Here is an 18,424-nt window from a genome sequence, read left to right on the forward strand (position 1 = left end):
TTAACATCCTCCTCGATGACACCATGGCTCTCCTGCCATATAATCTCCATCTGAGTAATAATAAGCTCGTGCTCGACAACCTCCACAGACTTCAGTATAGTTACAGCTACCACAGCTACCATCATAGTCCATCGTTCTTAATTCCTCAAAGACTTCAGCTTCAGCCCAGATCTTAGAGAATGGAGTTTCTTTAACATTTCCTACTTCAACCGGTAAGTAAGGGCAGATATGTACATCGCCATTTGGTAAGATACAACAATAATCAGTTCCTGCCAAACAACCCCGAGTAAATCGCATATCCATATCTTTCTCCTTAGCAACCGCCATAAACTGTGGTGCACAAGTCGGTTTAAGCTCAATATCAACCTCTTTTTGCTTCTCCATAATTCGATCAATCAACTGGTGATATCTTTTAGAACGAACTGAATCTTGTTCAATATCCTTCCCTCTACCTGTAGGTACTAAGAAGAAAGGATGATGAGCCTTAACCCCTAAATCAATTACAAAATCCGTAATCTCTTCAAATTCATCATAATTTAAATCTGTAATAGTAGTATTAACCTGAACACGCAATCCAGCGTCAATACAGTTTTTAATCCCAGCTACCGCCTTCTCCCAAGCCCCCTCTACCTGTCTAAATTCATCATGCACTTCAGACTTCACACTATCTAAACTGATCCCCATTCCTGCTGCTCCAGCCTCTTTCAACTGCTGAGCAACCTCAGGGGTAATATACATTCCATTAGTCCCAAAGACTGGACGCATACCCAAGCTTGCTGCATGTTCAACCAATTCATAAATATCATCTCTTAGTAATGGCTCTCCACCACTAAAGATCATGATTTTAAAACCAGCTTTAGCTATCTCATCTAATAACTCTTTCCCTTCAGCAGTTGTCAACTCATCTTTCTCCTTCTCTTTTGGCCCGGAATCTCGATAACAGTGCTTACAATATAAATTACATTCTTTGGTAGTATTCCAAGAAATAATCACTAGCCGATTCCTCCCTCAAATTTTCAATACATTTTTACTTCTTGCTAAGTAAAATGAAACTTACTTGCTATAAAGTGGCACTTTGCCACTTTATAGCAGTTGACAGTGAACAGTTGACGGTTGACAGTTAAAACCATTTAAAACTTAAACCCAAAACCAATCTAAACCTATAATTCTAAAGCTTTTCATAGCTCTTAAGATTTTAAGATTTTGATCTTAACTGTAAACTGTAAACCGTAAACTGTCAACTCAATATTACTTACCTCCAGCCCGCTTGCCAGTAGAACCAAACTTCCCTTTCACTTCTTGCCAGAAAAGCCTAGCCGTCAAACTACCTAAAGCAAATACATTCCGTAATCCACTACTATTAGGCCATTTCATTTCATCTTGATCACAGATACTATACTTTCCAAAATCACTCAATCGCTTCTGTAAACTCTCCAACCTATCATCCCGCTTCTCTGAAGGGAGTTCATAGATAGCATCAATCTCCTCTAAAATCTGACGAGATTCGGTGATTTTTTCCTTAACTTCAACATATACTTCTTCATCTAATAAATCCAGTTCATACTTTAATTCATTCAATCCTAAAGCAGAATCATAAGTGGCATTAGCAATTTCATCCCGTGTCATCGAGTCAGTCTCAAAGCTTAACATATGCTTCCAACTAGGCTGTAATAAAGCCTGACGATGATCTTCTAAAGAATGACAAAGTTTATGGTAACCATACTCCTCTGGGTTCTCAAAAGCAGGAGAACCAGGATCAAGAAATGGAGCTAACGGAGCTACAAAAGGTACAATCTTACCCTCTCCTATTTCTGGTAGAAGCTCACGACAATAATCAACAACATCAACAGCATCCTCATAAGTCTGTTCTGGTAGTCCAACCATAAAGAAGATATCGATCTTGCGACAGCCATTCTCTAATGCCTTTACTAAAGTATCTTCAAACTTCTCATTAGAAACAGGAAACTTACCACCTTTCCCCTTTCTAATTCGCTCTAAATGAGACTCTACACTTATCTGTAAGCTATAACGATCAGTGGCATCATCTAAACGCTTAAGATAATCTTCCGAAGCTGGAGCAAAGAGTTCAAAGACAAACTCATTATCAATATCTTCCTTACTTAAGAGATCAAGAAATTCATTAGCATAATCTTCTCCTCCCATTCGTGGATCATGAACCACAAAGATAGGTGCTTTGGAGAAAGAAGAAATAAACCTAACATCTTCTATCAGCTTACTAGGCGAACGGAAAGCTGGACCTTTTTTTCTATTAGATACATCTTTGATTGCAGAGCCACAACCTCCGCAGATAGGACAATTAATTGCACATCCTCGAGAGATCAATAACATAGTTGTAGGATAGTCAAACCAACCTTGATAAGGAACGACATTCTTCATACTACCATACTTCATCACAGCCTTAAAAACATAATTATAAGCAGGTAGGGAAGCATAATCCAAATCTTCAGGAACAAACTCAAAATCGTTGACTACCGTCTCCCCATCAGACTTCCAAGTCAAGTTAGGAACAGTACTTAAATCCCCACCCTTGTCCAAAGTCTCTAGTAGCTGAAGTAGTGGTTCTTCAGTCGAATCTCCTCTAATCACAAAATCAACTTGAGGATAATCAATCAACTCATCATGATAATAAGAAGAACTATACCCCCCAAAAATAACCGGTTTATCAGGGTGATATTTCTTGATCAATTTAGCTATTTCTAAACTTCCATGTGCATGAGGAAGCCAATGTAAATCAACACCAAAATAACGAGCTTTAGAATTTTTAATAACCTCCTCAGGATCATAACTAGAAGAATCAAGCATTCGATATGCTAAGTTAATTATTTGAGCATTATACCCATGCCGCTCTAGGTATTCAGCCAGACTAGTAATTCCAATTGGATACATCTCAAAGATAGAAGATGAAGGAATTACATCACTGATCGGGCCAAAAACCTCAGGTCGTTCTCGAAAATCATAAACACTGGGTGGATGAAAGAAAATCATATCTTTCCGAAACATTGAATAAACCCTCCTTAATTTAGATTGCCTATATTACTATATCTAAAACCAAATTATTATAATAAAAAATTATAAAGTGACTTTTATAACAATCCAAGATAAAATTACTACTACAACAGCTAGGCAAACCTTATTTAAATCTTTTTGCATGCCCTATTATATCATATCAATGCAGTTATTTGAATATATTTCCCCTTGTAAAATTATCTACTCTGCTTTAAATATCTAACGAAATTCTTCAACCTTTCAATTCCACCCTTTATCCATGGTAATTTGCATTTAATATTTTTTGCCCTTGACTATTCATTATTCACTATTCTCTATTAATTGCTCTTGATTAGTTGCTCTCTATTATTTATTTACTACTTTTCCCTTCGTCAACCCAATCTCTTCATCAGTCAGATAACAAGCTGGATCCTGATGCCAGAAATCTCCATAAATAGCTTCAGCACGTGCTCTAAAGTTACCATTACAGACACCTAGCCATTTACATTTACTACAACGACCCTTTAATAAATTTTTACGATCTTTTAAGCCAGCTAAGATCTCATTCTGGGAAGAATCTGTCCAGATCTCACTAAATTTCCTCTCTCTTACATTACCAAAGGTATGGTTTTGAGTAAATTGATCAGGATGGACATTGCCTAACCAATCAACATTAGCAATCGCAATTCCTGTTCTGTTACCTTCATTTCTCTGTAACAATTCTAAAATCTTCTCTGCTCGAGCTGGATCTTCTTGCTTCATCTTTAAATAGAGATAGATCCCATCAGCATGATTATCGACCGTTAAGATCTCTTTATCAATTCCTCTCTTTTGAAAATCAAGTGTTCGTTCTATAATTAAATCCATCACTTTTCTTGACTCTTCTAGAGAAATATCCTCTTTAACCATCTCACTTCCTCGCCCAGAATAGACTAAGTGATAGAAACAAGCCCGTGGAATCTGCTCCTCTTCTAATAAGTCAAAAATCTGATCTAATTCTTGGTAATTATGACGATTAATCGTAAAACGCAAACCTACCTTCTGATCGATCTCTAAGCAGTTATGAATTCCTTCTAACGCTTTTTTGAAGGCTCCTTCTTTGCCTCTAAATTGATCATTCGTCTCTTCTAGACCATCAAGACTGATTCCTACATAGCCAACTCCTATTCCTTTTAACCTCTGAGCAACATCCTTAGTAATCAAAGTTCCATTTGTCGAGATAGTAGGTCTTATTCCTTTTTCAGCAGTATATTCAGCTAACTCAAAGATATCATCTCGAATTAAAGGCTCTCCTCCTGAAAATAATAAGACCGGTACATTAAAATCTGCCAGATCATCAATAAACTCTTTAGCTTCAGCAGTGCTTAGCTCTCCACTATAATCCTTATAATCAGAATCAGAATAACAATGGGTACAACTTAAATTACAGGTCCTTGTCATATTCCAAACTACAACTGGCCCCCTATTTTCTAATGCTCCATGTTGTTGGCCCTTAGATTTCTTACTATAACGTAATTTATCTCCAAACTTCTCCTTACCACCTAGCAGCTTAGATACTCCAATCATAATTAACTCCACTCCCTTTATCTAATTATCTAAAGTAACTTCTTAATAGTATATACTTTTACAATTCTTATAATATATACTTCCACACTATATACTTCTTACTTCTTGACTTTATATCCTGCCTCAGTAATTAAAAACATTCATTATCCTGCTTTGTTTGAATTTCTCATATAAGATATATAAATTGTAGGATATTCAACCTTCCAATTTTCAGATGCCTTATGCTTTTGACCTCACTCACACTCCCACACATAACTGACACAATATTGTATATAAAGAAAAAAGATACGGTTGGCCCGTACCTTTAGCTACTACTAGCTTAAGAATAAATCCGCTCTAACATCTTCTTATTTAAGTTATCAGGTGAATCATTATAGACTATCTTCCCGTGCTTAATCCCGATTATTCTATTAGCAAAGCTCTTAGCTAATTCAACATTATGAATAGAGATCAACATAGTAATCTTCTGTTTTTGGTTAATTTCTGTCAATAAACTCATGATTTTTTCTGCCGTTACAGGATCTAAACTAGAAACCGGCTCATCACCTAAGATTAATCTAGGCTCTTGGGTTAAAGCTCTAGCAATACCAACCCTTTGGCGTTGGCCCCCACTTAAATCTCTAACCTTAGCAGTTTCATATCCAGCTAACCCTACTCTAGCCAATGCTTCTTGGGCTAATTTAATTTCACCCTCTGAATAATTTTGTAATAATATCTTCAAGTAATTTAAATAACCAAACCTACCAACTAAAACATTAGTTAAAACTGATAAACGCTCTATGAGATTATATTCTTGAAAGATCATCCCTACATCTCTTCTATACCTTCTTAAATCATTCTTCTTTAATTTTCTAATATTCTTTTCATACCAATATAGTTGACCAGAATTAGGCTCAATCAATCGATTAATACAACGAATTAATGTTGATTTTCCCGCACCACTCGTACCTAAGATTACTACAAACTCACCTTGCTTAACCTCTAAATTAATATCCTTTAAAACATAATCCTCTTTCTTAGAGTACCTCTTTGCTAAAGATTCAATTGCTAACATTTAAATCACCTTCGTTCTAATTAATGAACTTATATAATCAATTCCAATCACCATAATTAAAATTATCAAGGTATCGACTAATACCTTCTGATAGGCAAAAATTCTAAAGTGAATAAATAATAATTGTCCAATTCCACCAGCACCAATGAGCCCTAAGATTAAAGAAGCTCTAATATTAACTTCAAATCTATAAAAAGTCTCCGAAAGAATATCAGGCATTATCTGGGGTAAAATACCAAAGGTAATTACTGAAAGATTAGAAGCACCTACACTCAAAATTGCTTCTTGACTACCCTTATCGGCAGCTTCTATCTTCTCTGAAATTAATTTACCTAAAACACCTATATTATGAAATATTAAAGCTAAAGCACCTGCAAAAGGTCCTAATCCTAAAGCCGGAATTAAAACTAAAGCAAATACTATCTCAGGAACTGATCTTAAAAAACTTAAAAAACCCCTGACTAAACTATAAATTCCTTCCCAAGGAGTCGTATTCTTAGCAGCTAAAAAACTAAGTGGTAAAGCTACCAATAATGAAAAAGAGGTTCCTACTATAGCAATCTGTAAGGTGATTATCGCCTCTCCTAAGACCTTATTTAAAATTGACCAATCAGGAGGAAACCATCTTGTAGCAATAAATTCTATCGTATTTCCAATCTTAAGTAACCTTCTAAGATCAAACCCTACTCCTCTCAAACTCCAAAGATGTACTATAGCAATCAAAGAAATAATTAAAACAGTTTTCACTTTCTTATTCTCTAAATCCATCTCTTTAAATCCTACCTTCTTCTTTAGCTGCTTCCCTAATTGGTTCGTAATCTTCATCTACTGCTTTAGTAAAACCACTAGCTCCGAAAGCATCTAAAACCTCTTGATTATCAATCTTATAAAAGGCTTCTCTAATCTGATCAATTAATTCTTCTTCAACATCTCTACTTACTGCCCAAGGATACTGAAATAATTTTTCTGATCTCCAAATCACCTTAAATTTATCCCCATCAATAACTTCATTTGCTACTAAAGTATCAAAGATAGCACTATCAATAGCCCCTGCATCAACTTGCTGATCTTGTACTGCTAAAGCTGTCGCATCATGAGAGCCAGTATATGTCAATGAGTTAAAAGCATCATCTATATTAATTCCATCTTCTTTAAAAGCTATATTAGGAATTAAACCTCCCGAGGTAGAGCTTGGATCACCAAAAGCTACATCTAATTCATCAGCTTTTGCAATCAAATCATTTAAAGAATCGAGTGGGGAATCCTTATGAGTTACTATGTAGGAATAATAATATGGGGTATCATCTACTAGTTGAGTAATAATTGCTTGAGCCCCTACCTGCTGATTTGCTATAACATAAGTTAACGGGCCAAAATAAGCCATATCAATCTGTCCATAATTCATCGCCTCTACTACCCCATTATAATCTGGATAAGTATCAATCTGTACTTGCTTGTCCAACTCTACTTTTAGATGATCCGTTAATTTTTCTATTGCTGGTGCCATCTCTCCCTGAGTTTGAGCAGGAATTAATCCTATAGTAAACTCCTCTTCTCCAACGCTAATTCCAAATAACCAATTAAGAAATCCAGCCCTTGCTACTGGAACCACTATTAATGTTAATGATAAAACTAATACCACTGTTAATAATCTTTTCTTCATCTTCCCCCCCTAATTCAAAACAAAGATTAGAATATCTTATTATTAATATAAAAAATTATAGAGCAAAGAATAAATTCACTCTATAATTCATAAATTCACTAAATTATTTAATTTTCCTGCTTCTTTAAACATTTATTTTGAACTTTTCAACCGATCCATCAACTTTATTTAAATACCAAATAATTTTTCCATCTTTCTTCTCAGCTTGTAAAGTAGAACCCCTACCACCAATTTCAGCTGGCAAACAAATCTCAATAGCCTGTTTTGGACACTCCTTAACACAAGCAGCACAGTCCCAACAGTCCCGCTTTTCTCTAATCTCTGCTTTATCTGTAGCGTTCTTATACAATAGATTCCCTGGACAGATTCTAACACATAAAGGTTCCTTAGATTTACCACAGCCATTACACAGCTCCTTATTAATCTCAACTGCCATCTAGATCACCCAGCTTAATATGTTCTCTTTCAACTATTTCAATCTGATCTCTTTTTTGATCATAAACGGAGTTAACAAATTTAAACCAATTTTGATCATCACGCTCAGGATAATCAAGGCGCTGTTGATAAGACTTCCATCTAGTCTCTTTTCTATATAGTAAATGCTCCACAAGGACTCTTGCCACAATAACTCGATCTATAACTTCATGTAAATTCATTAATTGATGTAAATTTTCAGCTTTTCCAGAAGCTAAATCTTGATCTAAAATCTTTAATAATCTTCTAGCTTGTAATAGCTTCTCTTCATGTAATTGATAATTAGTACTCAATCCACCAGCATACTCATCCATTATCTTCTGTAACCGCTCTTCAAGCTCAGATGGGCCAACACCTTCTTCGCATTCTAATGGAGCATAGACTCGCTCAAGCTCTTCTGACAACTCTTTAGATTGAGACTCTGTCAGATCAACCCCTTGAATATACTCTAACGCATCTAAGACTGCAATCTCACCCTCAGCCATAGCACCAGTCACATACTTCTTAGGAGCTCCTCCAGCAACATCACCAGCAGCATATAAGCCATCTAAGGTCGTACGCCGCTTAGTATCAATCCAGTAGCCAGCCTGGGCATGACCACCGACCAAATATGGTTCCGTACCATAGATCTCAACCGGTTCATCCTGTGGTTCTATCTCTCGATCAGCCCACTGTAAGATAATTCCTGGTGACATATTCAAAAACATCTCTTTGATCCTCTGATTATCCTCTTCATCTAAATGAGTAATATCCAAGTAACATGGCCCACGCCCTGCCTTATTCTCTTCTATAGTAGCATACAAACGTAAAGGAGTAGTATTTTTCTCATAATTAGTCTGATATTCTTCTCCTAAAGCATTGATCTGTCGAGCATTAAAACCTTGAGCAATCGTTCCGGTTGGAGAGATGACATCCTTAACCCGCAAAGCGATAAATCGCATCTCAAAGGTTGTCATTTCAGCTCCAGCTCTTAGACCCATAGCATAGCCTGCTCCAGTATTAAATGGTGGGTACCACATCTTATGGCGTGCTTGCCCAGGATTATTAGGTCGATAGATTCCTGCAGCTCCACCAGTAGCACAGATCACCGCCTTAGCCTTAATCAGATAAAACTTATTATCACGAACCGAAAAACCATAAGCTCCCTTGATTTGATCATCTTCTACTAGATAATTAGTTATATTGACTCGGTTTAAAACATCTACTCCACTATCCCTGACAGCTTGAGCCATAATTGGCTTGATATTCTCCCCTTTAATCTGAACACTTCTCGTACCCCGCGGAAGAAAATTACCATCTTCATCCTTCAAAAAAGGTAGGCCCCATTGATCCAACTTATCAGCAGCCCGATTCAGACCTTGAGCTAGAGTATAAATTAGATCATCCCTAACCAACTCTTCTGAATCCTGCTTAATATAATCTAAAAAATCCTGAGGGCCAACACCAGGGTTCAAATAAGCATTGATGGCATTGATTCCTGCTGCTAGACAACCACTCCGCTCAATATGGGCCTTGTCAACAATCAAAACATCAACTTCTGGGTCTTCTTCTTTGGCCCTTACTCCAGCATAACAACCAGCAGCTCCACCACCAATAATTAAGATATCAGTTGTCAGTTCAACTACTTCAAATTGCTCCATCTTTATCATCCTTAATTAAATATAATTCTGTTCTGCTAAGTAATCAATTACCTTCTGAGCACTCTCTTCTAATGTCTCTTGATCCGTTCTTAATTCCAAATCAGGGTTCTCTGGAGCCTGATAAGGATCAGAGATACCAGTAAAGTTAGCTATCTTACCATCCCTAGCCTGTTGATAAAGCCCCTTCACATCTCGCTCTTCACAGACCTCTAAAGGAGGATTGACAAAGACTTCAACAAACTCCCCTACCTCTTCAATCTCCTGACGAGCATAATCACGTGCTGAACGATAAGGAGAGATAAAAGAACATAAAGTAACCACATCATGCTTAGTCAATAACTTAGCCACAAAGGTATTTCTTTTTATATTTTCATTACGATCTTCCTTGCTAAAACCTAAATCACTAGTCAAAGATTCACGTACAATATCTCCATCCAAGCGCTGTACTCTAGTATTTCGCTTTTGTAATTGCTTCTCTACTTCTACAGCCACAGTCGTCTTACCAGCTCCACTTAAGCCAGTAAACCAGACAGTCACACCACGATTAGTTTGACACATACTACCCCCACCTTTGAACTTCAGTTTATAGTTTATAATTGATAGTTGAATTCGAAACCTAAAAACCTACTAAACAATTAAATTAACTGACTTTAATTTTAAGCTTTTTAATTCTTAATTGTACATTGTTCATTGTCAATTGTCCATTAGCTTTATCAACTATCAATTTATTTTAACTATTCATTGCTATTCACTATTCACTATTCACTATTCACTCTTCACTCTTCTCTATTCTCTGCTCTTACTGCGCCATTCCCTGAATCAATACTTCAGCCACTTCTGGTCTAGTCAATTCTTCAGGAGGTCGCTTACCATTTCTTAACAATCCTCTAACTCGAGTTCCACTTAATGAGACATGGTATTTCTCATCATGAGGACAAGTTTTAGATGTAGCCATTGAAGCACACTTTTTACAATAGAAAGCATAATCAAAGCATAATGGCTCAATTCCTAGATCTCCACACCATTTGAACTCCTTAAATATTTCTTGAGAGTCATAAGTACCATAATAATCTCCTACCCCAGCATGATCACGACCTACTATAAAGTGAGTACAACCATAATTTTTACGGCATAAAGCATGGAAGACTGCCTCTCTTGGGCCAGCATATCTCATTGCTGCTGGAAAGACTGTTAAAGCAGTTCGATTTTGTGGATAAATCTTATCCATTACAACTTCATAGCTCTCAATTCGATATTCTACCGGTACATCACTGCTTTTAGTCTTACCTACTAAAGGAGTCAATAATAGACCATCACAAATCTCTAAAGCACACTTTTGAATATATTCATGAGCCCGATGAATTGGATTTCTAGTCTGAAAACCTACCACGCGATTCCAGCCTTTTTCTTTAATTAATGCTCTAGCATCCTTAGGATCTAAGCGATACTGATTAAATTGCTCATGCCCTACTCTTCTTAATAAAGAGATCTTACCTCCTAATAAAACATCTCCATTTTGATATAACTTAGCTACTCCTGGATGTTCAGTCTCTGTTGTCCGATAAACCAGCTCTGCTTCTTTCTCTTTATCATAAGTATATTTATCTGCTAAATGTAAGATAGCATAAACCTGGCCTGCTTGATCTGTCAAAGCTACATCTTCTCCAATTGCCAACTGTTCAGCCCTCTCTTTAGTAACATCTAGTACAACAGGTATCGTCCAAGGTAGACCATTTGTTAAGTACATCTCTTCTACAACTGATTTATAATCCGCTTCAGTCATAAAACCTTCTAGTGGACTATACAGACCAGTAGCTATATTTTCTGTCTCAGTTAACATCTCTCTAGACAACTTAATTTTGGATAGATCATCTGCCTTAGCCAACCATTCTTCTCGCTCTTTTCCTGTCACAATTCGATCAACCAACTTACCACCATGAGGCTCAATTAACATCTTAACTCCTCCTTAAATTTCCTTCACAACAATAAGATATATATTACTTACCAACAGAATTTATAAGTAAATTTAAATCTCTTCTAACGCAGTTACAAAATCTTCTTTCAGATCACTAATATCTTCAATCCCAACACTAACCCGAATCAAATCATCATAAACACCAAGCTCCTGTCGTTCTTGCTCACTATTATTAGCATAAATTGTTGAAGCAGGATGGATCACTAATGACTTGACATCACCAATATTTGCTAAATTATAGAAATAATCTAAGTTATTAATCACAGTAAATGCTTTCTTCTTACTTCCAACCCGTAAGGTTAAGACTCCACCATAGCCACCTGCCAATAGTTCGTTGGCCCGTTGATGATAGTCATTATCTTCAAGCCCTGGGTAATTAACTTCCTTTACCTCAGGCTGTTCAGCTAAAAACTTAGCTAACTCTAATGCATTCTGACAATGCCGCTCCATCCTTAAAGCTAAAGTCGGCAGTCCCAATTCATTTAAGAATGAATCTAAAGGTGACTGACAGACCCCTAAGTTCCTAAAGGTCTCTCCTCGAGCTTTAACAGTAAAAGCAAATTTGCCATACCTCTTATACTCAGCAAAATTATCAAACTCAGTCCAATCAAAGCTTCCACCATCGATAATCACCCCACCAATCGAGTTGGCCGTTCCATTGATATATTTAGAAGTAGAGTGAATTACTAAATCAGCTCCTAATTCCAACGGCTTAATCAGGCTTGGGGTAGTCATTGTGCTATCAATAATTAGAGCAATACCATGTTCTTGGCATAATTGAGCAATCCCTTTCAAGTCAGGTATATCCAACTTAGGGTTACCCAAAGTCTCAGCAAAGACAAACTTAGTCTGCTCAGTAATCAATTCCGCAATATCTTCTCGTTCAACCCCCGCAGCAAACTTAGGTTCAATTCCATAATTTTTATAACTCTTAAAGAGGTTGTAAGTCCCTCCAAATAAAGAGCTAGTAGCAATAAATTCATCTCCCTGCTCCAAAATTGCCAAAGTAGCTGTAGCAATTGCTGACATTCCAGAGGAAGAGAGGATAGCTGACTTCCCTCCTTCTAATGAAGCCAGCTTTTCTTCTACTTTTCTGATTGATGGATTATTAACTCTCGTATAGACATAACCAGGAGCTTTCTGATTGAATACCTTCTCTAAATCTTCGGCTCGCTCATATTCAAAAGAATTGGTTAAATAGACTGGAGTATTGGTTGCACCTTGTTGATTATCGACTTTTAAATTAACTAGTTTAGTAGAAAACTTCATTAGACTCCTCCTCTTAACTTGCCTTCTTGACTGTCAAGATATAATAACCATCTTCTGCCTGCTCTTTAGCTAAAATCTCATGCCCTTCAGAGCTTAAACTCTGTGGTACATTAGCAATCGGCTCTCCTTCATCTAGATAAATATCAATTATCTCTCCTGGGCTTAAAGGAGCAATAGCTACCTTTGCTTTAACAAAGTTCATTGGACATTTGACCCCTCTTAGGTCAGCTACCTCTTTATCTGTTGCTTCATTTGAAGCACTATTATCATTCTCTGTTGCTTCTTCCGTCACAATTGTGAATTCTAATTTAGCATTTAAGGAGTTAAATAATTTCTCAATTCGAGCAATTAATTCTTTTACTCCTTCTTGATAAGCAAATAGATCAGTAATATCACCTAACTTATAATCAATAGCAGCATCAACTACTTCTTCATAATCTGTAGCTACTAATTGTCCATCAATAAATTTATCTTTGAACTCCTTAATGATAACTCGATCTTTTTGCGTGTCAACCCCTTTAACAATCAATAATGCTCTAGCAGCATTGACGATTGCTTGATAAAGTTGATCTGCATCTTCTTCTGCAACTGCCTGCTTATAATTTTCTTGAGCAGTATCTAAATCCAACTTAATGATATCCATAACTCCTACTCCACATTCACCTGGCCCTCTTCCTGCTAAAGAGAAGTCTGCATCTTGACCCCAATCTCGATATAGATCAGAATCTTCTTCATAAGCTGGAATATCTACAAATTCAGCAGCTAGCTCTTTGACCTTCTCTTCTCCACCAGCCTCTAAATACTGATTGAATTGTGCTGGATTATAATCCTCTTCTGTAGCCAACTCTTCAGCTAAATCAGCCAAGAAATCAGGAATTCTCTTTGCTGGTAAATCAATTACTCGCTCTCCGTACTTACTATTACCATCAGCTATATTTCCTCCTAATAACAGAGAATAGTGCGGTACTAACTTACCATTAAAGCGTTTTGCTTTCCCTTCCAGACCAATCTTACCAATTAAATGTTGGCCACAAGCATTCGGACAACCACTGATATAGATCTGAGGTAACAACTCCTGTAAATCATCAGCTAAAGAAGTAAGTTTAGCTCTGATTTCTTCAGCTAGATTCGGTGATAAACAAAGACCTAATCGACAAGTTGAAGCTCCTTTACAAGCAATTGGTACTGTAGAATGATTAGCAGATAATAAATCAGAGTTAATAGCTCTTATCTCTTCAACCAACTGCTCAACTTGTTCAGCTCTAACTCCTCTAATCAATAAGCTCTGTCGATTGGTAGTTCGCAAATCAACCTCTTGAGCAGATAGAAGCTCTATTTCTAATAATTGATCTAATTCTTGAGCATTTAAGTCCCCATTTTCAGGTCGCAACTCGACTGAATAATAACCAGCTACTTTTTCTTCTTCTAAATAATCAGCAGTTGCTTCTAATTCAGTACTAACTTCTTCTCTTGGTAGTTGATATTCATTGATCTCATGCGTCTCAATATTCTCTGCTAAGACATCTGCTAAATACTCTTTATATTTAGCCTTGAATTCTTCCTCTCCTAATCTCTTCTTAACAAATCTCAATCTAGCCTTATGCTTATTGCTCCGATCACCATATTCATCAAAGAAACGTTTGATAGCTTCTGCTACATGAAATATCTTATCTTCTGGGATAAACTCTTCAATTAAGAATGCAACTTCAGAAGCAGTACCCATTCCTCCTGCAGCATAAACCTTAAAGCCTTTCTTACCATTTTTTTCTTGAGCAATAAAGCCTAAATCATTAATCGTAGCTAACCCTTCATCAGCTGGTGTAGAAGAAAAAGCAATCTTATACTTTCTTGGTAAATTAAAAGAAGATCTAGTCTTGATCAAATACTCCGTTAATGCCAAAGCATGAGGTGTTGTATCAAATACTTCATCAGAGTCAACTCCTGCTCGTGAGGCATTAGCAATATTTCTGACAGTATTTCCTCCGCCACCTCGTGGGCTTAAACCAACCTCTAATAAATCAAATAGTACCTGAGGAGTATCCTCGATCTCTACTTGATGAATCTGAACATCTTGTCTAGTAGTTAAGTGTAAATATTCTGAACCATACTCTTTACTTAATTGATTTAATCTCTGCAATTGCTCTACTGTAATTACTCCACCAGGTGCTCTAACACGTACCATATATTGTTCTTCTCCTTCTGCACCTCGTTGACCATAAACTCCCATTGGAACCCGATAACCTTTGAATCTAACAGAATCAATCTCTCCTGCAAGAAAACGCTCTACTTCTTGCTGATACTTGTTAGTATCTTCTTTAACCGTCTCTGGTATCTTAAACACAGGTTCTGTCTTCATAATTTTCCCCCTTCTCTTCGTTAAACCAACTCTATTTTTAGCTCAGTTACATCTGTATGCTCCTTGATTTTAAATGCCTTCAATACAGGCTCACCTTGTAAAGAAAAGATAAAATAAATAGCATCCTGATCATAAGCCAACTTCTTATCCTCAGCCGAAGGACGAGCTGGCGTAGCTGGATGTGAATGATAGTTACCAAGCACTTGATAACCATCTGCTCTAATCTCTTTGACTACTTTAAATTGCTCTTTTGGATCTAGTGTAAAGTGTTCAGCAGATTCATCTAGATTGGTCATTGGATATACAGCCTTAACCTCAATCTTATCTTCTTCCTTCAAACCTGCCACCAACCCACAAGCTTCTGTGGGAAATCGCTCTTTAGCATCTTCTAATAACTTTTGATAGTCATCTTTTGCTAACTCAATGATCATAGTTCACAAGCTCCTTGTTCGTAATCTATTAATTCAGTAATCTCAGGATCATCACTACAGACACCACAATTGTCATTACGATTTAAACTTATCTTTCTAAATTCCATATCTAAAGCATCATAACTTAATAATGTCCCAGTCAATAACTCACCTTTATCTAATAAATACTTAATTGCTTCAGTAGCCTGAATTGTTCCAATCACTCCACCCATAACTCCTAAAACACCAGCTTCCTTACAAGAAGGCACAACACCAGGCTTAGGTGGTTCAGGGAAAGCACAACGATAACATGGCGTCTCATCATCTTCAGGTACAATAGTTATTGTTTGGCCCGTAAATTTAATGATTCCTGCATGAGAAAGGGGCTTTCCTTCCATTACACAAGCATCATTGATTAAGAACTTAGCTGGAAAATTATCAGTCCCATCGATTACAAAATCATAATCTCTAATAACCTCTCTAATATTATGTGACATTAAGTAATAATCGTATGTTTCAACCTCTACATCTGGATTCATAGAATTTATCTTCTCTTTAGCAGATTGAACCTTCAATTTCCCTACATCAGGAGTATGATGTAGTACTTGTCGCTGTAAGTTAGAAAGTTCAACTTGATCAGCATCAACCAGTCCAATCTTACCTACCCCTGCTGCTGCTAAAAACTGAGCTGCAGGTGTACCCAAACCGCCCGTTCCAATAATTAAAACAGATGACTCTAATAACTTTGTTTGACCTTCTACCCCTACATCCTGTAAAATAATATGGCGTGAATATCGTTCAAGCTGCTCCTCAGTAAAGTTCATGACCAGCACCACCACCCATGAAGTATAAAAATTCTACTTGATCACCATCTGTTACTACTTGAGTATCAAAACCATCTCTATCTAAAATTTCACCATTTAGCTCTACAGATACCATATCAGGCATGTCAACATCCTTTTCTTCCAATAATTCACTAACCGTCAATTCAGCTTCAAATTCAACTTCTTCACCATTCACTTTAATTTTCATCTTCCATCCTCCTAATACCAAGTTTTTTTATCTGAATTAATTAAATTAATTTTGTTATTATAGACTTTATCACATTATTGTGGCTATGTCAATAAGGCGGTTATATCAATAAGAATAGTCGGGATTAAGACAAAAATTAAAACGACCTTAGGTCATTTTAATTAATGTATCCCTTTGAATTACTTTCTAAACCTATTCTTACTATACAGCATCATTAGATTATTAAAAATTCTGTTCAACCTCTTCAACCTCTGTCCACCATATTTCACCCGCTCCACTGGAATGGTCTCCAGAGTTTCCAACATCAAATAAGATGATTCCTACAGCAATCAATACTATAAGTAACAATAATGCTTTCTTCAACTAACCCACCTCTTTTCTTAATTATATCACTTTTCAACTGAAAATGTGCACACCTTTAAAAATTAATCTTAAAAAGGTAGATTAAAGAATTGACCACTAAAGAAGATATAGGAAGCAAGTAAAGTTAAAACTATATTAAGTAATTGGCCTCCTATGTAAAGCTGGATTGCTTTTCCTCCCTTAACCATCTGAGCCATATCTTTAAAGTTAGAATCGAGACCAATACTGATAAATGCTAGTGTAAAGAAGAACCCTCTAAAACCATTCAATACTGGTAAACTAGCTTCTACAGTCGCTTCTGTTAATAAGAAAGAAAAGACTAACGAAGCCCCTATAAAGCCAAAGATAAATTTAGGTATTCTTGTAAAGATCTCTTTAAAACTGATCTCAACCTCTGTAGCAGATTTATTTTCATATTTTGTCACCCAAAAGATTGCTATTCCAAAAGCAATAATTCCAATTAAGATATTTTGTACCATCTTAATTATCGAAGCTACTTCCATTGCTTCTGCTCCTAATAGTGCAGAAGAGGCAACTACAGCTCCTGTCGCATCAATTGTACCTCCTAGCCATGCACCACCAACTATTGGATCTATTCCTAATAGCTGAACTACTGCTGGCATTCCAACCATCATTAAAACAGTAAAGATTAAAGTTATTGAAACAGCTAAAGTAATCTCTTCTTGTTTAGCTTTAGAAGCTGTACCTGAAGCAATAGCTGCCGATACACCACAGACTGAAGTCGCAGTAGCAATCGTAATTGCTAGTCCTTTATTATCATGCATCTTTAGAACCTTCTGCGAATACCAATACATCACTATTAAGACTGCTGGTGTCACTAACCAAGCTACTCCTAAGCCCATTGCTCCTAGTGCTAACATCCGATCAAATAAAATAGAAGCCCCTAATAAGACTAAACCAGTCTTAATATATAAACCTGTTCGAACAGCTCCCTGTAAAAATTGAGGTACTTTAGTTAAATTACTAATTATCAATCCAATTACTAACGCCCAAATTACATCATTAAAACCATAATGTCGCAATGGAGCATAATTTCCAAGTACATACGCTAAAATAGATAGTAAAAATATAACCGGATACCCTTTCAAAAAATCAGTAAACTCTTCTCGCTTACTAAAAAATACTGCCACAGCAAAAATAATTAAAGTTATTAATCCAGTCGTCAACATCCCTGTAACAATTTCAGCAGGAATAGCAGCCCAAATTGACTCAGCACCTTCTACTCCCCACTCTTTTGGTAAAACAGGTTTTTCAATAATACTACCAACCGCAGCAACAATTAATGCTATCCCTAACCAAACAGTCCACCATTCTTTTCCCCGCCATAACTTAGCAAACTTAGATTTAGTTTTTATATCCTTCTTATTTTCTAAATTAATCTCACCCATCTTTTAACTAACCTCCTATTAAAACTTTGTTATTATAAACTTTACCACATTATCTGAGTAATGTCAATAGGTTTAGTCGGAATTATTTCATCCGGTTAATTCTTCTAGGTTAAGATTGAATTTTGTAGTTTTTTTCTTCCCTTATTATATGTATTTAATGAAATCAATTTTTATTATAACCAAAAAAAGTAAGGTTGCCAGCTAGCA

17 protein-coding genes are annotated in these 18,424 nt (G+C 36.4%); all 17 read right to left on the reverse strand.

What is annotated here, in order from left to right:
* Window positions 1–993: a putative heme d1 biosynthesis radical SAM protein NirJ2 gene (gene nirJ2 / locus MWH28_RS01830; protein WP_248617560.1), complete on the reverse strand. Its 993-nt coding sequence runs from the start codon at window positions 991–993 to the stop codon at window positions 1–3.
* A gap of 255 nt (window positions 994–1,248) precedes the next feature.
* Window positions 1,249–3,021, reverse strand: coding sequence for a TIGR04190 family B12-binding domain/radical SAM domain protein (locus tag MWH28_RS01835; RefSeq protein WP_248617561.1), 1,773 nt, complete (start codon window positions 3,019–3,021; stop codon window positions 1,249–1,251).
* 351 nt (window positions 3,022–3,372) lie between these two features.
* On the reverse strand, window positions 3,373–4,572 hold the full coding sequence (gene nirJ1, locus MWH28_RS01840) for a putative heme d1 biosynthesis radical SAM protein NirJ1 (protein ID WP_248617562.1): 1,200 nt from the start codon (window positions 4,570–4,572) through the stop codon (window positions 3,373–3,375).
* 319 nt (window positions 4,573–4,891) lie between these two features.
* Window positions 4,892–5,626, reverse strand: coding sequence for a phosphonate ABC transporter ATP-binding protein (gene phnC, locus MWH28_RS01845; protein ID WP_248617563.1), 735 nt, complete (start codon window positions 5,624–5,626; stop codon window positions 4,892–4,894).
* Window positions 5,627–6,451 (reverse strand): phosphonate ABC transporter, permease protein PhnE, encoded by an 825-nt coding sequence (gene phnE, locus MWH28_RS01850; RefSeq protein WP_248617564.1) that lies wholly within the window; start codon window positions 6,449–6,451, stop codon window positions 5,627–5,629. It abuts the gene before it with no gap.
* A complete protein-coding gene (gene phnD, locus MWH28_RS01855) occupies window positions 6,399–7,289 on the reverse strand; it encodes a phosphate/phosphite/phosphonate ABC transporter substrate-binding protein (RefSeq protein ID WP_248617565.1) in 891 nt (296 codons plus the stop codon). Before phnD ends, phnE begins: the two co-directional genes overlap by 53 nt.
* A gap of 124 nt (window positions 7,290–7,413) precedes the next feature.
* On the reverse strand, window positions 7,414–7,725 hold the full coding sequence (locus MWH28_RS01860) for a 4Fe-4S dicluster domain-containing protein (RefSeq protein ID WP_248617566.1): 312 nt from the start codon (window positions 7,723–7,725) through the stop codon (window positions 7,414–7,416).
* A complete protein-coding gene (locus MWH28_RS01865; RefSeq protein WP_248617567.1) occupies window positions 7,715–9,403 on the reverse strand; it encodes an adenylyl-sulfate reductase subunit alpha in 1,689 nt (562 codons plus the stop codon). Before MWH28_RS01865 ends, MWH28_RS01860 begins: the two co-directional genes overlap by 11 nt.
* 15 nt (window positions 9,404–9,418) lie before the next feature.
* The gene (cysC, locus tag MWH28_RS01870) at window positions 9,419–9,961 is read right to left on the reverse strand and encodes an adenylyl-sulfate kinase (protein ID WP_248617568.1); all 543 of its coding nucleotides are present in this window, start codon (window positions 9,959–9,961) and stop codon (window positions 9,419–9,421) included.
* Between the two features lie 241 nt (window positions 9,962–10,202).
* Complete coding sequence (sat, locus tag MWH28_RS01875; RefSeq protein ID WP_248617569.1) at window positions 10,203–11,357, reverse strand: sulfate adenylyltransferase; 1,155 nt, start codon at window positions 11,355–11,357, stop codon at window positions 10,203–10,205.
* Between the two features lie 72 nt (window positions 11,358–11,429).
* Window positions 11,430–12,647, reverse strand: coding sequence for an O-acetylhomoserine aminocarboxypropyltransferase/cysteine synthase family protein (locus MWH28_RS01880; protein WP_248617570.1), 1,218 nt, complete (start codon window positions 12,645–12,647; stop codon window positions 11,430–11,432).
* Between the two features lie 13 nt (window positions 12,648–12,660).
* Window positions 12,661–15,003: a sulfurtransferase TusA family protein gene (locus MWH28_RS01885; RefSeq protein ID WP_248617571.1), complete on the reverse strand. Its 2,343-nt coding sequence runs from the start codon at window positions 15,001–15,003 to the stop codon at window positions 12,661–12,663.
* 20 nt (window positions 15,004–15,023) lie between these two features.
* A complete protein-coding gene (locus tag MWH28_RS01890; protein WP_248617572.1) occupies window positions 15,024–15,434 on the reverse strand; it encodes a M67 family metallopeptidase in 411 nt (136 codons plus the stop codon).
* The gene (locus MWH28_RS01895; RefSeq protein ID WP_248617573.1) at window positions 15,431–16,237 is read right to left on the reverse strand and encodes a HesA/MoeB/ThiF family protein; all 807 of its coding nucleotides are present in this window, start codon (window positions 16,235–16,237) and stop codon (window positions 15,431–15,433) included. The genes MWH28_RS01890 and MWH28_RS01895 overlap by 4 nt, the downstream gene beginning before the upstream one ends.
* Window positions 16,224–16,445: a sulfur carrier protein ThiS gene (gene thiS, locus MWH28_RS01900; protein ID WP_248617574.1), complete on the reverse strand. Its 222-nt coding sequence runs from the start codon at window positions 16,443–16,445 to the stop codon at window positions 16,224–16,226. Before thiS ends, MWH28_RS01895 begins: the two co-directional genes overlap by 14 nt.
* Window positions 16,446–16,667: 222 nt before the next feature.
* On the reverse strand, window positions 16,668–16,808 hold the full coding sequence (locus tag MWH28_RS01905) for a hypothetical protein (RefSeq protein ID WP_248617575.1): 141 nt from the start codon (window positions 16,806–16,808) through the stop codon (window positions 16,668–16,670).
* A gap of 68 nt (window positions 16,809–16,876) precedes the next feature.
* A complete protein-coding gene (locus tag MWH28_RS01910; RefSeq protein ID WP_248617576.1) occupies window positions 16,877–18,217 on the reverse strand; it encodes a YeiH family protein in 1,341 nt (446 codons plus the stop codon).
* Window positions 18,218–18,424: the final 207 nt, after the last annotated feature.

Origin of the sequence: Natroniella sulfidigena (genome assembly GCF_023223645.1) — a bacterium.
In the GTDB taxonomy this organism is placed as follows: Bacteria; Bacillota; Halanaerobiia; order Halobacteroidales; family Halobacteroidaceae; genus Natroniella; species Natroniella sulfidigena.